This is a genomic window from Oceanicola sp. 22II-s10i (assembly GCF_002210105.1).
GTDB lineage: Bacteria > Pseudomonadota > Alphaproteobacteria > Rhodobacterales > Rhodobacteraceae > Pseudooceanicola.
Window position 1 is genome coordinate 1,475,519 of the sequence record NZ_AQQU01000001.1, and the last position, 15,345, is coordinate 1,490,863.

19 protein-coding genes are annotated in these 15,345 nt (G+C 67.3%); 12 read left to right on the forward strand and 7 right to left on the reverse strand.

Annotated features, from left to right (window positions below; translation table 11 throughout):
* Positions 1-27: 27 nt before the first annotated feature.
* Together ATO6_RS07365 and ATO6_RS25015 are read left to right on the forward strand one after the other, a co-directional pair.
* Entirely contained in the window at positions 28-732 is a 705-nt protein-coding gene (locus ATO6_RS07365; protein WP_088623236.1) for a hypothetical protein, read from the forward strand.
* A gap of 209 nt (positions 733-941) precedes the next feature.
* Positions 942-1,193, forward strand: a complete 252-nt coding sequence (locus ATO6_RS25015; RefSeq protein ID WP_176440853.1) for a winged helix DNA-binding protein — start codon at positions 942-944, stop codon at positions 1,191-1,193.
* A gap of 39 nt (positions 1,194-1,232) precedes the next feature.
* On the opposite strand, the gene ATO6_RS07375 is transcribed toward ATO6_RS25015, so the two are convergent.
* Positions 1,233-1,913 carry a COQ9 family protein gene (locus tag ATO6_RS07375; RefSeq protein ID WP_088623238.1) on the reverse strand — a complete coding sequence of 227 codons (681 nt, stop codon included), beginning with the start codon at positions 1,911-1,913 and terminating at the stop codon, positions 1,233-1,235.
* Between the two features lie 110 nt (positions 1,914-2,023).
* Between ATO6_RS07375 and rpsU the strand changes: the two genes are divergently transcribed.
* Positions 2,024-2,230, forward strand: a complete 207-nt coding sequence (rpsU, locus tag ATO6_RS07380; RefSeq protein ID WP_008207378.1) for a 30S ribosomal protein S21 — start codon at positions 2,024-2,026, stop codon at positions 2,228-2,230.
* Positions 2,231-2,358: 128 nt separating this feature from the next.
* Complete coding sequence (locus ATO6_RS07385; RefSeq protein WP_088623239.1) at positions 2,359-3,183, forward strand: SHOCT domain-containing protein; 825 nt, start codon at positions 2,359-2,361, stop codon at positions 3,181-3,183.
* 9 nt (positions 3,184-3,192) lie between these two features.
* Here ATO6_RS07385 and ATO6_RS07390 read toward each other — a convergent pair whose 3' ends face one another.
* Entirely contained in the window at positions 3,193-3,966 is a 774-nt protein-coding gene (locus ATO6_RS07390; protein ID WP_088623240.1) for a transglutaminase family protein, read from the reverse strand.
* Positions 3,967-4,067: 101 nt separating this feature from the next.
* A complete protein-coding gene (locus tag ATO6_RS07395; protein ID WP_176440854.1) occupies positions 4,068-5,456 on the reverse strand; it encodes an MATE family efflux transporter in 1,389 nt (462 codons plus the stop codon).
* Positions 5,457-5,549: 93 nt separating this feature from the next.
* Between ATO6_RS07395 and ATO6_RS24790 the strand changes: the two genes are divergently transcribed.
* From ATO6_RS24790 to recR, 4 genes are all read left to right on the forward strand, one after another.
* Complete coding sequence (locus ATO6_RS24790; protein WP_141101949.1) at positions 5,550-5,990, forward strand: helix-turn-helix domain-containing protein; 441 nt, start codon at positions 5,550-5,552, stop codon at positions 5,988-5,990.
* Positions 5,991-6,090: 100 nt separating this feature from the next.
* Positions 6,091-7,869: a DNA polymerase III subunit gamma/tau gene (locus ATO6_RS07400; protein WP_088623242.1), complete on the forward strand. Its 1,779-nt coding sequence runs from the start codon at positions 6,091-6,093 to the stop codon at positions 7,867-7,869.
* A 91-nt stretch (positions 7,870-7,960) separates the two neighbouring features.
* On the forward strand, positions 7,961-8,305 hold the full coding sequence (locus tag ATO6_RS07405; RefSeq protein WP_088623243.1) for a YbaB/EbfC family nucleoid-associated protein: 345 nt from the start codon (positions 7,961-7,963) through the stop codon (positions 8,303-8,305).
* A gap of 46 nt (positions 8,306-8,351) precedes the next feature.
* Entirely contained in the window at positions 8,352-8,945 is a 594-nt protein-coding gene (gene recR, locus ATO6_RS07410) for a recombination mediator RecR (protein WP_088623244.1), read from the forward strand.
* Positions 8,946-9,014: 69 nt separating this feature from the next.
* On the opposite strand, the gene ATO6_RS07415 is transcribed toward recR, so the two are convergent.
* Positions 9,015-9,977 carry an L-malyl-CoA/beta-methylmalyl-CoA lyase gene (locus ATO6_RS07415; protein ID WP_088623245.1) on the reverse strand — a complete coding sequence of 321 codons (963 nt, stop codon included), beginning with the start codon at positions 9,975-9,977 and terminating at the stop codon, positions 9,015-9,017.
* Between the two features lie 268 nt (positions 9,978-10,245).
* On the opposite strand from ATO6_RS07415, the gene dgcN reads away from it, so the two are divergent.
* The 3 genes from dgcN to ATO6_RS07430 all read left to right on the forward strand — a co-directional run bounded on the left by dgcN (position 10,246) and on the right by ATO6_RS07430 (position 13,197).
* The gene (dgcN, locus tag ATO6_RS07420) at positions 10,246-11,247 is read left to right on the forward strand and encodes an N-acetyltransferase DgcN (RefSeq protein ID WP_088623246.1); all 1,002 of its coding nucleotides are present in this window, start codon (positions 10,246-10,248) and stop codon (positions 11,245-11,247) included.
* 105 nt (positions 11,248-11,352) lie between these two features.
* A complete protein-coding gene (gene dgcA, locus ATO6_RS07425) occupies positions 11,353-12,318 on the forward strand; it encodes an N-acetyl-D-Glu racemase DgcA (protein ID WP_088623247.1) in 966 nt (321 codons plus the stop codon).
* Between the two features lie 15 nt (positions 12,319-12,333).
* Entirely contained in the window at positions 12,334-13,197 is an 864-nt protein-coding gene (locus ATO6_RS07430) for a D-amino-acid transaminase (protein ID WP_088623248.1), read from the forward strand.
* 147 nt (positions 13,198-13,344) lie between these two features.
* On the opposite strand, the gene ATO6_RS07435 is transcribed toward ATO6_RS07430, so the two are convergent.
* Positions 13,345-13,839, reverse strand: a complete 495-nt coding sequence (locus ATO6_RS07435) for a PaaI family thioesterase (protein WP_088623249.1) — start codon at positions 13,837-13,839, stop codon at positions 13,345-13,347.
* A gap of 106 nt (positions 13,840-13,945) precedes the next feature.
* Here ATO6_RS07435 and ATO6_RS07440 point away from each other — a divergent pair, with 106 nt between their 5' ends.
* Positions 13,946-14,380, forward strand: coding sequence for a MarR family winged helix-turn-helix transcriptional regulator (locus ATO6_RS07440; protein ID WP_088623250.1), 435 nt, complete (start codon positions 13,946-13,948; stop codon positions 14,378-14,380).
* 16 nt (positions 14,381-14,396) lie between these two features.
* Here ATO6_RS07440 and ATO6_RS07445 read toward each other — a convergent pair whose 3' ends face one another.
* Positions 14,397-14,906 (reverse strand): GNAT family N-acetyltransferase, encoded by a 510-nt coding sequence (locus ATO6_RS07445; RefSeq protein WP_088623251.1) that lies wholly within the window; start codon positions 14,904-14,906, stop codon positions 14,397-14,399.
* Between the two features lie 104 nt (positions 14,907-15,010).
* Complete coding sequence (gene rpmG / locus ATO6_RS07450; protein ID WP_008885060.1) at positions 15,011-15,178, reverse strand: 50S ribosomal protein L33; 168 nt, start codon at positions 15,176-15,178, stop codon at positions 15,011-15,013.
* Positions 15,179-15,345: the final 167 nt, after the last annotated feature.

Sequence of the window (15,345 nt, forward strand, 5' to 3'; positions counted from 1 at the left end):
GAATATATCTCTCACCCGGAGGCTCCCATGAAATCCGCCCTTCTCGCCGCTCTGATTTGCGCCCTGCCGCTGGCCGCCCATGCCGGGCCTTTCGCCGAGTTCGAAGGCCAGCTGCGCACCGCCTATGCCGACTACCGGACAGCGCTCTTCGCCAGCAACTCGGGCAAGGCCGAAGCGACCGTCGCATCCATCGCCGCATTCTCCGAGAAATGGGCCGCGCTCGAAACCCGGTGGTCGCAGACCGTGCCGCCGCAGTACGAGGAGGATCCGGCCTTCTTCGCGACGCTCGACACGGTGGACCGGGTGATCGCCGACGCCTCGGCACAGGCGGTGTCCGGTCAGCTGACCGAGGCGCACGAAACGCTGGAACAAGTCCGCGACCAGATCGGTGCCCTTCACCTGCGGAACGGGATCGTCACCTTCTCCGACCGGATGAACGCCTACCACGCCCGGATGGAGGAAGCGCTGGCCGAGGACCTGACGCGGCACCCGGACGGAGGACTTGCCTTTCTGCATGAGGAAGCCGCCGTCCTGGCCTTCCTGGCCGAACAGATCGCGACCCACCCGGCTCCCGAGGCGCTGAGCGAAGGTTATGAGCCCCTGCTGACCGCCATGCGCGACTCGGTGTCCATGCTGCTCGACGCGACTCGCAAGGGCGACCTCGACGCGGCAAAGGCGGCGCTCGGAAAACTCAAGGCGCCCTATTCCAAGTTCTTCGTGAAATTCGGCTGAACCGCACGCACGCAAGGTGTCAGGCTAGTCATAAGGTCTGCACCGCATAGGCGAGGATGGCGCGAGGCTGGACCGCCAAGTGTCAGGTTCTAACTGGTATGTCGCAAAGCAGTTCAGACGACGAGGGCATACCTGTGAAGCTGACACAAAACCTGAAAGGCCTCCTGCGAGCTTCGATCCATGTACGTGGCGAGGAGAAGGAGATGCCGATGAGCCGCCTCCAGATCCTGCTGCATGTCGCGTCCCGATCCGAGTCCGGAGGCGCTCTGGTGCGCGATCTTGTGAAGGAATCGGGCATCAACCAGTCATCGGTGGCGCGAGCGCTGTCGATGCTGGGCGCCGCGCAGATGGATGGACTTATCGAGCAGGTGCCAGACCCCGAAGACCCGCGCCGCGTTAGGGTTCACCTCACCCGAAGAGGCGAAAGCTTCTTGTCGGGCGTCAGCAATGTAATGGGCTGACGCCAACGTTTGAGGTCGGTCACACCTCAAACGCTCCTTTTACCCCATATGCCCCGGCATATCCTCGGGCCGCCCCTTGGGCGCGCGGATCATCCCCATCAGGGCCATCGGCCCGGCCAGCACCGCCGAGGCGAGCTTGTTCTCGCGCACCGCCGCCTTGGCCTTCTCGATCCGCATCACGTCGTCGATCCGCCGGTCGATGAACTCCGACGTCGCGTGGTGACCGGGCGAATCGTCGCCCAGCCAGTAGAGCACCACCGAGCCGTAGACCCCCGACAGGGTCGCGCGTTTCGTGTACCAGTTCACGTCGTCCGAGGTGTCGCCAAGGGCGCGCCAGATCGCATCGGCCGTGCCCCAGAGCGCCTTCGCCCCGTCGCCCGCGTTCTGCGGCAACGCGAAGAGCGTCATCCCCCGCCGCACCAGTTCCTTGTCCGGCACCGCGTCCAGCCGGAACCGGATCGCCTGTGCCACCCGTTCGCTGTAGCGCAGGCTGGACAGGTCCGCCTCCTGCATCCGGCGCACCATTTCTGCGTCGCCGCGCTTGTGGAACGCCAGCGCGAGGTCCACGGCGCCGCGGGGGAACAGCGCCTGCGCCAGTCCGTAATCCACGCCCGAATCCTCGGCTGCGGCCTTCAGCGTGCCCGCCGACCAGCCGTCGAAAGGCACGTGGGCCAGCGCCGCGTCGAGCAGTTTATCGGCAGTATCCGTTGTCCCGGTCATGACTTCAGCCTCCGCATGTGGTCTACTGGACAAATAGGGCGGCCCCCGCTATAAGGCCACCTCCTGCAAATTCTCTTGCAACTCTAACCTAGGAAGGTGGTGACAACCACATGCAGGTCTCTGTTCGCGACAACAACGTCGATCAGGCGCTCCGCGCCCTGAAGAAAAAGCTCCAGCGCGAAGGCGTGTTTCGGGAAATGAAGCTCAAGCAGCATTTCGAGAAACCCTCCGAGAAGAAAGCGCGCGAGAAAGCCGAAGCGATCCGCCGCGCCCGCAAGCTGGCGCGCAAGAAAGCGCAACGCGAAGGCATGCTCTGAGGCTTTTCCTTGGACAGAACGTAAGTTCAGACGACCCCCGCGGCCCCGCCCCGGGGGTTTGTCGTTTCTGAGGGGCGGTTTGCCCGATCCCGTCTCCAACCCCACCGACTTTGCCCGAGGACACACCGATGACCAGACTGACCGAAGAGGGACAAAGGATCATTGCCGACGTCGCATCCCGTCACGGGATCAGCGTGGACGCCGCTTGCCAGATGCTCGATGCCGTCGCCGCCGGGCATGGGTCGCAGGCGCAGTTCAACATCGCGGAACTCGGCGGCATGGGGCAGTGGTCGCAGGGCGGCATGACGATGGTGGGCGACATGTTCAACCACGGGCTGGCCGCCCGCGTGAACGCGCTCTGCGCCGAACTGTCGGACATCGTCCAGTCTCAGCCCGTCTTCACCCGTCCCGCCGCGTCGCAGTCGCAGTCCCAGTCGCCCGGCGGCGGGGTCAGCCTCTTCGTGCCCTCGGGCAGCGACTGGCCTGCCGAACTGGGCACGCCTGCCTCGGTCGGGGCGCAGAATGACATGCGCTATGCCTATTTCCCCGACCGCCAGAGGCTGGCCGTGGATGTCGGCGGCCGGATCACGGTCTACGACACAGGCGATCACCGGATCAGCGGCTTCGGTCAGGCGCAGAGCGGCGGGCAGAGCCTGAGCTTCAACAGCCAGTACGGCCTGATCGACCTGTCGCAGCTGCACCGTGTGGATGACGGTGCGGCCGCGGTCGCGCAGGCGCCGGTCCCGGAGACCATGCCCGAACAGGCCGAGGCAAAGCAGGCGCCTAATGACGAGCCCGTTACCGCGCAACCTGAGGCCCAGCCGAAGGGCGGGGCGATGTCCGACGATCAGATCTTCGACCGGATCGAGCGGCTGGCCGGTCTGCTGGAAAAGGGCATCATCACCCAGTCGGAATTCGACGCGAAAAAGACCGAACTGCTCGCCCGCCTCTGAGCCGGCAGCTCAACACCGGCGCACCGCGATCTCCTGCGACACCAGCGTCGCTGCCGACTCGGTCTCCATGAAGGCCACGTCGCAGGCGTCGCGCCCGACCGCGATGATGACCGCCTCGTGGCCTTCGGTCATCCCGGTCGCGTCCACGATGTGCCAGTCTCCATCCAGCCAGACCTGGGCGACGGCGTGGAAGTCCGGCGGCTCCACCCCCGGTGCATAGACCGAGACATAGCGCGCCGGGATGTTGGCCGCCCGCGCCAGCGCGCAGACAACGTGGGCATAGTCCCGGCACACGCCCTCCCGGGCTGCGAAGGTGTCGATTGCGGTCGTCGCGGCGGTCGAGGTGCCGGGCAGATAGGTCATCTCCTCGGCCACCCAGTCCCGGATCGCCGCGACCCGCGCGCCGCCCTCAAGCGCGCCGAAACGGCGCGAGACGAAACCGGGGAACATGTCGGACTGACAGAACCGCGAGGGTCTCAGATAGGTCCAGACCCGCCCCGGCAGTTTGCTGATCGGGGTCGGCGGCAGTTGTTCCAGCGGCACCTTCGGCTGCGTCACATCCACCTTCGCCCGGTAGGACAGCTGCAGAAGATCACCCTGCACATGCACCCAGATCCGCCGCCCGATGCCATCCTCGCCCGCGATCGGCGTGATCTGCGCGCCTTCGACCACGAGGGTCTCGTCCAGCACGGTCTGTCCCGGCAGGTTTGCGGCCTCGATCGTCAGCAGCACGGCGGGGCCGGTCAGCTCGTACTCAAGTGCGACGTCGATCTCGATTGGCATATGCGCTCCGATCCGGGGGTGAGGAACCGTGGCAACCCGCAGCCGCCCGCAAGGTTCCACCCCTCACACGATCCGCCGGAGCGGGGTACGATTGCAACCGCTCAGCGCACCGGCGCGACGTCCGGCCGCCACCGCGCCACCCGCACCGCCAGCGCCGACAACAGGCCGTAGCCCACCATCGCCGCCGCGATCGCCGCGAAGACCCAGGCCAGCGGGGCCCCGGCCTGCACCGCCATCGCACAGCCCGCCGCCGCGATGGTCAGGCGTGCCGTCACAGCCAGAACCGGCAGCAGGACCTTGCCCGAGCCCTGCGAGGCGAAATACAGCGCCAGCCCGAAGCCGAGGAAGGCATAGAACGGCGCGACATGCGTCAGATAGCCGGTCGCGGCCTCGCGCACCGGCGACGCCTCGGGGCCGAGGAACAGGCCCAGCCACAGGTTCGGGAACATCGCCACCGTCACCCCGATCAGCCCCGCGCAGGCCCCGGCCATCGTCGCCGCCGTCCACGCCACCGCCCGCGCCCGCGCGACGTTCCCGGCCCCGATGTTGGTGCCGACCATAGCCGTCGCCGCCGCGCCGAAGCCGAAGGTGACGGGGATCATCAGGAACTCCAGCCGCGCGCCAAGGCCGTAACCCGCCAGCGCCTCGGCCCCGTAGCGTGCGACGAAGCCTGTCACGACCAGCGTCGTCATGATCGTCTGCACCGGCGACAGCGCCGCGACGGTCGCGACCTTCAGGATGGGTGTAAAGAACCGCACTGCGGGCCGCAGGTTGGAAAAGATCGAAAACCCCAGCCCCCCGCGGGCGAAATAGACCATCAGCACCGCCGCCACGATCCCGTGGCTCAGCAGGAACCCGAGCGCCAGCCCCGGCACGCCGAGCTGAGGGAACGGGCCCCAGCCAAGCGCGAAGGCGCCTGAAAAGAACGGCGCGAGTGCGGAAATTCCAAGCAGAGACAGCGACGGCAGCAGCATGTTCCCCGTCCCCCGCATCAGCGAGGCCGAGATCTGCGACAGCCAGACCAGCGCCGCGCCGGGGAAATAGACCACGCCCCACGCCAGCGCGAGCGCCAGAACGTTCCCTTCGCCCCCCAGCAGGCCAAAGATCGGCGCGCCGAAGGGAATGAAGATCGCCGCCATCAGTAGCCCCATCCCGACCGCGATCATCAGCGCATGGAACGCCACGCGCCCCGCCCGTTCCTCGTCGCCGGCGCCGAGCGCGCGGGCCACGGCGGCGGAGGTCGAACCGCCGAAAGCCCCGCCCGCCAAGGTCTGCGTCAGCATGACGAAGGGAAACACAAGCGCCACGGCGGCCAGCGCGTCGATGCCGAGCTGGGCGGCCCAGATGCCCTCGGCCACGCTGATGAAAGTTGTGGCGACCATGCCGATCACGTTCGGCGCGGCCATGCGCCCCAGCGTCGGGGCGACCGGCCCCTCCAGCATCGCGCGGGTGCGGGCCAGACGGCGGTCGCGGCTCATATCGTTCGGCATGGCGGTCTCCTTCGCACGCAGTAAGTTCCAAAAAAGAACCCGAAGGCAAGAAAATTCCTTTTCGGAACTCACTCCCCGCGGTAGGTTTCGCATATGAAGTGGAAAGAGCTGGAACATGAGACCTGTCCCGTGGCGCGCGGCCTGTCGGTCGTGGGCGACCGCTGGACGCTGCTGGTCCTGCGCGACTGCTTTCGCGGGGTGAAGCGGTTCGACGATTTCCAGACCAGCCTCGGAATCACCCGGCACGTTCTGGCCGACCGGCTGAAACGGCTTGAGGAAACCGGCGTCCTCGAACGCCGCCTCTATTCCGAGGCGCCGCCGCGCCACGAATACCGCTTGACCGACAAGGGCCGCGCGCTCTACCCGATCCTCGTGTCGCTGGTGACATGGGCGGAACAGCACCAGCCGCATGCCGAGGCCGCGCCCTTTGTCTATCGCGACCGCGCCACGGGCGACCTGCTGGACCCGATTCTGGTCGACCGCATCACCGGCGCGCCGATCGAGCCGCATCGCGTGACGGCAGGTCGCGACTGAAGCCCCCGAAAACCGCCGATCATCTCCGTCCGACCGCCCCCCGGCGCTGGACCTCGGACCCCCGCGCCATTAGGTTGGCCCGGATCACGACGGGGACCCGATGACCACAGCCGACAAGCCCGCCTACCAGGTGCTGGCCCGGAAATACCGGCCCGAGACATTCGCCGATCTGGTCGGTCAGGATGCGATGGTCCGCACCCTCAGGAACGCCTTCAAGGCGGACCGGATCGCGCAGGCCTTCATCATGACCGGCATCCGGGGGACGGGTAAGACCACGACCGCGCGGATCATCGCCAAGGGCATGAACTGCGTGGGTCCCGACGGCAACGGCGGGCCGACGACGGATCCCTGCGGGGTGTGCGAGCCCTGCCGCGCGATCATGGAAGGCCGCCATGTCGACGTGCTGGAAATGGACGCCGCGTCGAACACCAGCGTGAACGATATCCGCGAGATCATCGACAGCGTCCACTACCGGGCGGCCTCCGCGCGCTACAAGATCTACATCATCGACGAGGTCCACATGCTCTCGACCAGCGCGTTCAACGCGCTGCTCAAGACGCTCGAGGAACCGCCGGCGCATGTGAAGTTCATCTTTGCCACCACCGAGATCCGCAAGGTTCCGGTCACGGTCCTGTCGCGCTGCCAGCGGTTCGACCTGCGCCGGATCGAACCCGAGGTGATGATCGGCCTGCTGCGCAGGATCGCGACGGCGGAAGAGGCCGAGATCACTGACGACGCGCTGGCGCTGATCACCCGCGCCGCCGAAGGCTCGGCCCGCGACGCGACCTCACTGCTCGATCAGGCGATCAGCCACGGGGCAGGCGAGACCGGGGCGGAGCAGGTCCGCGCGATGCTCGGGCTGGCGGATCGGGGGCGGGTGCTCGACCTGTTCGAGATGGTGATGCGCGGCGATGCGGCGGGCGCGCTCGGCGAGCTGTCCGCGCAATATGCAGACGGGGCGGACCCGATGGCGGTGCTGCGCGATCTGGCCGAGATCACGCACTGGATCTCGGTCGTGCAGATCACCCCGGATGCCGCCGAGGATCCGACCATCGGCCCCGACGAACGCGCGCGTGGCTCCGACCTTGCCGGTCGACTGCCGATGCGGGTGCTAACCCGGATGTGGCAGATGCTGCTGAAGGCGCTGGAGGAGGTCTCGCAGGCCCCGAACGCGATGATGGCCGCCGAGATGGCGATCATCCGCCTGACCCATGTCGCCGACCTGCCCTCGCCCGAGGAACTGCTGAAACGGCTGCAGGACAGCCCGCCGCCTCCGATGCCGCCGGGAGGTCCCGGCGGCGGCGGGGGGCTCTCCGCGCCGTCCGGCGCGTCTCGCGGCACCGACGCGCGTGCGGATGCGGCACCGGCGCAATACCGGCGTGACACCGATGTGGTGTCCGGCCCCTCCAGCACCGCCCAAGCGGTTGCCGTCGACCAGGCGCTGGCCCGCTATCCGACCTTTGACCACGTGGTCGAACTGATCCGCGCCAACCGCGACGTGAAGCTGCTGGTGGAGATCGAGACGACGCTCCGCCTCGCCCGCTACAGCCCCGGCCGGATCGAGTTCGTGCCGACGAACAACGCGCCGCCCGACCTCGCGCAGCGGCTTGGCCAGCGGCTCCAGACGTTCACCGGCAATCGTTGGGCCGTGACGATCGTGAACGAGGGCGGAGCCGAGACGATTGCCGAGGTGCGCGATGCCAAGGCCCGCGCGCTGAAGGAAGAGGCGGCGGCGCATCCGCTGGTGAAGGCGGTGTTCTCCGCCTTTCCCAAGGCCCGGATCGAGGCCGTCCGCACGCAGGACGAGATCGCCGCCGAGGCAGAGGCCGAAGCCCTGCCCGAGGTCGAAGACGAATGGGATCCCTTCGAGGAGGAGTGATCCCGCCTTGCGCCGCGCCGCCCGCGCGGCCATCTGACAGACAAGGGGTTCACCAACCGGGACCCGCAGGACCGAGACAGGAGTGACACGGATGTTCAAAGGCTTCGGACAGATGGGCGACATGGCCCAGATGCTGAAAAACGCGCAGGAACTGCAGGTCAAGATGACCGAGCTGCAGGAACAGATGCACACCATCATCGTCGAGGGCAGCTCCGGCGCCGGCCTCGTCAAGGCGCGCTGCACGGCCAAGGGCGAACTGAAGGGGCTGGACATCGACCCGTCGATCTTCAACCCGGAGGAAAAGGAAGTGGTCGAGGACCTGATCCTCGCCGCGATCAAGGACGCGCAGACCAAGGCGGCACAGCGGCATCAGGACGAGATGAACAACCTGACCGAAAGCATGGGCCTGCCGCGGGACATCAAGTTCCCGTTCTGACGGCGCACCGGGCGGCCCCGGCCGCCCGCCCAACGGATCCCGCACATTGAGCTCCACCCGCGACATCGACGCGCTGATCGAGATGATGGCCCGCCTGCCGGGCCTCGGGCCGCGCTCGGCCCGCCGCGCGGTGCTGCACATGATCCGCAAGAAGTCGCTGGTGCTGATCCCGCTGGCCGAGCTGATCCACAAGGTCGGCGCGACGGTCCGCGAATGCGCGCTCTGCGGCAACCTCGGGTCCGACGACCTCTGCGACATCTGCACGTCGGAAAAGCGGGCCAACGGCGAGATCTGCGTGGTCGAGGATGTGGCCGACCTGTGGGCGATGGAGCGGTCGGGCGTGTTCCGGGGGCGGTATCACGTCCTTGGCGGGACCCTTTCCGCGCTGGACGCCATAGGGCCCGAGGACCTGCGCATCCCGCGCCTGATCGGACGGGTTGCGGACGAGGGGATTACCGAGGTGATCCTTGCGCTGAACGCCACGGTCGACGGCCAGACGACGGCGCATTACATCGCGGATCAGCTTGAGGGGCGGGTGCGCCTGACCTCGCTGGCGCAGGGCGTCCCGGTCGGCGGCGAACTCGACTATCTCGACGACGGGACGATCTCGGCGGCGCTGCGGGCGCGCAAGACGCTCTGACGCGGTCTCAGGGGCGCGCGCGCCGCTTCGGTTGGCCGGGGCCCCCGAGGGGCCACCGGCCGGATCGGATCAGGCGCTGGCAGCGATCAGTTCGGCCTGTTTCACGATGACCTCGGCCTGCTTGATCGACGCGATATCGACCAGGCGGCCCTTGTAGACCACGGCACCCGCACCGCTTTTCTGCGCCTCTTCCATCGCAGCGAGGATTTCCCTGGCCTCGGCCACCTTGTGCTCGGGCGGGGTGAAGACCTCGTTCGCCAGCGCGATCTGCTTGGGGTGGATCGCCCATTTGCCGACCATGCCCAGCGTGGCCGAGCGCAGCGCCTGCGCGCGGAAGCCGTCATCGTCCGAGAAGTCGCCGAACGGCCCGTCGACCGGCAGGACGCCGTGGGTCCGGCAGGCGGCGACGATGGCGGCCTGCGCCCAGTGCCACGGGTCGGACCAGTACTTCTGGCCGGCCTGCAGCATATAGTAGTCTTCCTGCGTGCCGCCGATCCCGGTGGTCTGCATCCCCATGGACGCCGCGAAATCCGCGGCGCCGAGGCTCATCGCCTGCAGGCGGGGCGAGGCGGCGGCGATGGCCTCCACATGCGCGATCCCGGCGGCGGATTCGATGATGACTTCCAGCCCGATCGGCTTCTTGCGGCCCTTGGCGCGCTCGATCGCGGTGACGAGGGCGTCTACGGCATAGATGTCCTCGGCGCAGCCGACCTTGGGGATCATGATCATGTCGAGCCGGTCCGACGCCTGTTCCAGCAGGTCGACGACGTCGCGATACCAGTAGGGCGTGTCGAGCCCGTTGATCCGCACGCTGAGCGTCTTCTTGCCCCAGTCGATATCGCCGATCGCCTCGATCGCCAGCTTCCGGGCCATTTCCTTGTCGTCGGGCGCGACCGCATCCTCGAGGTCGAGGTTGATCACGTCTGCGGCCGAGGTGGCCATCTTGGGCGGCAGCTTGGTGTTCGACGCGGGTCCGAACAACTGGCAACGGTTCGGGCGGGCGACGGGCTGGGGCTGGATGCGGAACGACATGGCGCTAACTCCGGGTCATGAAATTTCGTCTGGATCGTCCGCAGGGTTATGGAAATGCGCCGCGTGCCGCAAGGCTGATTTGCGGCTGCAGCGATGCACGACCGGCAAGGATCGTGCGTCGCATGACAGGCGCAGATTCTTCGGCGAGGCTGCACATTCTTCGAACAATCTTGCACGGCGCCCCGCCGCGATGCTGCAATTGCAAACCCATTGCGGGGCGAATCCGCTTTCCTGAAAGGAAGAAAATTCTCACCATGGGGACCCCGTCATGATCGAAACGCCATACCTCCTGTTCCTGGGCGACGCGCCCGACCCGCTGGCGGCCAAGGTCGCGCAGGGCATCCGCGACTGGCGGCCCGACAACGCGGTCGGTCAGTTCCGCATGGAAGGCTGCAAGGCCGACATGAAGCTGCCGGACATGACGCTGGCCGAGGCCAAGGCGGCGGGCGCCAAGACGCTGGTGATCGGCGTGGCGAACCGTGGCGGCATCATCAGCCAGGCCTGGAAGAAGGTGCTGATCGAGGCGCTGGAAGAGGGGTTCGACCTCGCCTCCGGCCTGCACAACCTGCTGCGCGACGAGCCGGACCTGAAGGCGGTGGCCGAGGCGACCGGGCGGACGCTACACGACGTGCGGGTGCCCTCGGTGAAATATCCCATTGCGAACGGCGAGAAACGGACCGGCAAGCGCTGTCTTGCCATCGGGACGGATTGTTCGGTCGGCAAGATGTACACGGCGCTCTGCATGGACCGCGAGATGAAGGCGCGCGGGCTGAAGTCCTCGTTCCGGGCGACCGGGCAGACCGGCATCCTGATCACTGGCGAGGGCGTGCCGCTCGATGCCGTGATCGCGGATTTCATGGCGGGGTCGATCGAATGGCTGACGCCGGACAATGACGCGGATCACTGGGACATGATCGAGGGGCAGGGCAGCCTGTTCCACGTGTCCTATTCCGGCGTGACGCTGGCGCTGGTGCACGGCGGCCAGCCGGATGCGCTGGTGCTGTGCCACGAGCCGACCCGCCCGCACATGCGCGGTCTGCCGGGTTACAAGCTGCCCAGCCTCGAGGACGTTATGGAGGTCGGTCTGCGTCTGGCGAAGGTCGGCAACCCGGACTGCGTGGTCGTCGGCGTATCGGTGAACACCCAGCACATGGGCGACGAGGAATCGCTGGCCTATTGCGCCGAGGTCGAGAAGCGGATGGGGCTGCCCTGCGTCGATCCCTACCGGCACGGCGCGGGCAAGCTGGTGGATGCGCTGATCGCGGTCTGACCTGATTGTGCGCCTGCGGCGCATGCCTTTACTTGTTTGGTGACGAGGGGGCTTTGCCCCCTCGCGCTCCCCCAAAGTATTTATGACCAGAAGAAGGACCGGGGTATGGACATAGCGGTAAGCGCCGAGACGTTCCGGCTGGCGCAGGTCTTTACCATCTCGCGCGGGAGCCGGACCGAGGCGAAGGTGCTGACGGTGCGGATCACCGACGGTGACGTCACCGGCTGGGGCGAATGCGTGCCCTACGCGCGCTATGACGAGACGCTGGAGAGCGTGACCGAGGAGATCCGGGGGCTGCCGGAGGTCTTCGACCGCGAGGCGCTCTATGGGCTGCTGCCGCCGGGGGCGGCGCGGAACGCGGTGGATTGCGCGTTGTGGGACCTGGCCTGCAAGCGGTCGGGCGTGCGGGCCTGGGACCTGGCGGGCCTGCCCGCGCCGGGGCCGGAGATCACCGCCTATACGCTGTCGCTGGCCGAACCGGCGGAGATGGAGGCACAGGCGGCGAAGAATGCGTTCCGGCCGCTCTTGAAGATCAAGCTGGGCACGCCCGACGACATGCCGCGGCTTGAGGCCGTGCGGCGGGGCGCGCCGAAGTCGACGATCATCGTCGATGCGAACGAGGGCTGGTCGGCGGAGGTCTATGCCGACCTGGCGCCGCATCTGGTCCGGCTCGGCGTGGCGCTGGTGGAGCAGCCGCTGCCCGCCGGTGACGACGAGGCGCTGATCGGCATGGAGCGGCCCGTGCCGGTCTGTGCGGACGAGAGCTGTCACGACCGGGACAGCCTGCCGAAGCTGAAGGGCAAATATGACGTCGTGAACATCAAGCTCGACAAGACCGGCGGGCTGACCGAAGCGCTGCGTCTGCGCGAGGCTGCCATGGCGGAAGGTTACAAGGTGATGGTCGGCTGCATGGTCGGCACCTCGCTGGCGATGGCGCCCGCCGTGCTGGTGGCGCAGGGGGCGATGGTGACGGATCTTGACGGCCCGCTCCTGTTGGCCGAAGACCGGCCCACGCCTCTGCACTACGACGAGAAGGGCGTGTATCCGCCCGAGCCCGCGCTCTGGGGCTGACATAGGAGAGATGAGATGAGCCGCACCGTCTATGTGAACGGGGATTACCTGCCCGAGGAAGAGGCGAAGATCTCGATCTTCGACCGGGGCTTCCTGATGGCGGACGGCGTCTATGAGGTGACGAGCGTCCTGGGCGGCAAGCTGATCGACTTCGACGGTCATGCGAAGCGTCTGGAACGGTCGCTGAAGGAACTCGACATGGCCGCGCCCGTCACGATGGACGAGCTGCTGGCGATCCACCGCGAGCTGGTGGCGAAGAACGCGATCGTCGATGGGGCCGTCTACCTGCAGGTCACGCGCGGGTCGGCGGGCGATCGTGACTTCGCGTTTCCGGATCCTGAGAAGGTGCCGTCCTCGCTGGTGCTGTTCACCCAGTCGAAGCCCGGCATGGCGTACGATCCGAAGGTGCAGAAGGGGATCAGCGTCATCTCGATCGACGATATCCGCTGGGGGCGGCGCGACATCAAGACTGTGCAGCTGCTGTATCCGTCGATGGGCAAGATGATGGCCAAGGCCGCCGGGGCCGACGACGCGTGGATGGTCGAGGACGGCATGGTGACCGAGGGCACGTCGAACAACGCCTATATCGTGAAGGGCGGCAAGATCATCACCCGCGCGCTGTCGAACGACATCCTGCACGGAATCACCCGTGCCGCCGTGCTGCGCTTTGCGCGCGAGGCGCAGATGGAAGTCGAGGAGCGGTCATTCTCGATCGACGAGGCCAAGGACGCGGACGAGGCATTCATCACCTCGGCCTCGACCTTCGTCATGCCGGTCGTGAAGATCGACGGGGCCGCGGTCGGCGAAGGCAAGCCGGGACGCGTGGCGCTGCGGCTGCGGGAAATCTATCTCGACGAGAGCTGCAAGGCAGGCATCTGATCCCAGGTCTCTGCCGCCGGACCGTCCCTTTGGGAACGAACGGTCCGGCGGGCGGACGGGAAACGGCCCAGCGGGGCGGGAGGCCCCGTTCCGGTCCCACGTCCATGCGCGACGCGCCGGTCAGGCCCGGCGTCACGGCGCAATACTTCACGATGCGGCGGGCCGGATCAGGCAGGACGAGGTGCCGAGCGCCAGCACCCGGCCCGAGGAATCGACCGCGCGGCCTTCGCTGGTGGCGATCTGGCGGCCGCGGGTCTGGACCTTGGCCGTGACGATGATCTCGCCCGAGGCGGGGGTGATCGCCTTGACGAACTTCACGTCGGTATCCAGCGAGACATAGCTTTCCCCCGGCGCGATCGTCGTGTGAACGGCGCAGCCGAGCGCGCTGTCGAGCAGGGTCATGATCCAGCCGCCGTGCACGATGCCCATGGGGTTCAGGAACGCGCCCGTCGGGGTGCCGCGGAACTCGGCCTCGCCCTCTGCCACGCGGGAGATCACGAAATTCAGCGTTTCGGCCATGCTCGGGGCGGGCAGGGCGCCTGCGAGCATCGCGTTCAGCTGCTCCAGCCCCGTAAGGTGGGCGATCTGGTCGGGACGCGCCTGACCGATCACGAATTCGGGCTTGGACTGGGTGGTCTGCATCGGATAGTCTCCGGTTGAATGCATATGCATGGAATAATTGCATGCATATGCATAGAGTCAAGAAGGGTTTCGCTGCATGGCGGAAAATGAGGCGCAACACTCTGAAATGACGCCGGAACTTGCCGAGGTGATGACCGGTGCCTGTTACTGTCTCGCGGCACGGAAAGCGGCGCGGAAGCTGGTACGGCTCTATGATTCCGCGCTTGCGCCCCATGGGCTGACCGTCGCGCAGTTCTCGTCGCTGGCGTGGATCAAGGCGATGAAACGGCCGACCGTGCAGCGTATGGCGGACCGGATGGAGCTGGATCAGTCCGCCCTTTCGCGCGGCCTCGTCCCGCTGGAGCGGGAGGGGCTGGTCACGTCGGAGCCGGACCCCGAGGATGGCCGCCGAAAGGTGCTGCGCCTGACGCCCAAGGGCGAGGCGCGGCTGAGCGATGCGGCGGTCGCGTGGAAACAGGCGCAGCGGCAGGTCGAAGAGACGCAGGACGATGGCGGCATCGACGACCTCGTCGATGCGCTGAGCCGGCTGGGCGCGGTCTGAGCGACCGGCGGCGGGGTCAGACCGCCGCCGCCCGGTGCATCTGCACCGCCGGGAACCAGACGCCCGGCGCGACCCGCATGTCGATCCGTCCCGAGGCCTCGAACCCGAGCGCGCGGTAGAAGGGCTGACCCGTCAGCGTGCTCTGACACCTCAGCAGGCTGACCCCTGCGGCTTCGGCGGAGGCGATGACCTCGGCCATCAACCGTCGCCCGAGGCCGCGTCGTGCGTGGTCGGGATCGGTCGCGACCTGACGGACGTGACCCTCGCCGCGCCGGGCGGGGCGGCCGTGGGGGGACAGGTCGGTCCAGCCGCCCGAGGCGACGATGCGGCCTGCGTCCTCGGCCACGAAATAGGTGCCGCAACCCAGGATCGACGGATTCGGCCGGGTGATGAGGGGCAGCGCGTCGCGCAGGATGCCGGGATCGTAATCTGGGGCGAGAAGGGCGCGGTAGGACCGCGCGACGAGAAGGCTTATCGCGTCGAGGTCGTCGCGGGCGGCGGGGCGGATCGTGATCGTGTGGCACATGGTCGTGCTCCTGGTCCCGAGGGGAGGGGGCGCGACCTGCTGAAAACACAAGAGCCGCGCTTTGGGCGGCGCGGCTCTGCATCGTCTTGGTCTGGTTGGCGATCTTACTTGATCTTGCCTTCCTTGTATTCGACGTGCTTCCGCGCAACGGGATCGTACTTACGTACGGTCATCTTCTCGGTCATGGTGCGGGCGTTCTTCTTGGTCACGTAGAAGTGGCCCGTGCCCGCGGACGAGTTCAGGCGGATCTTGATGGTGGTCGGCTTCGCCATGTGTCTTCTCCTGCGGCGGGACGGGTAGCGGCCCCGCGAAATCTCACGAAGCATGCCTTTTACCCGGGATCAGGCGCGAGTCAACCGGGGATCGGGTGGATTTCGGCGGAAAATCGGAGGGGGAAGGAGGGGGGCCAGCCCCCCGTCGGCCCATGGGGGCCGACTCC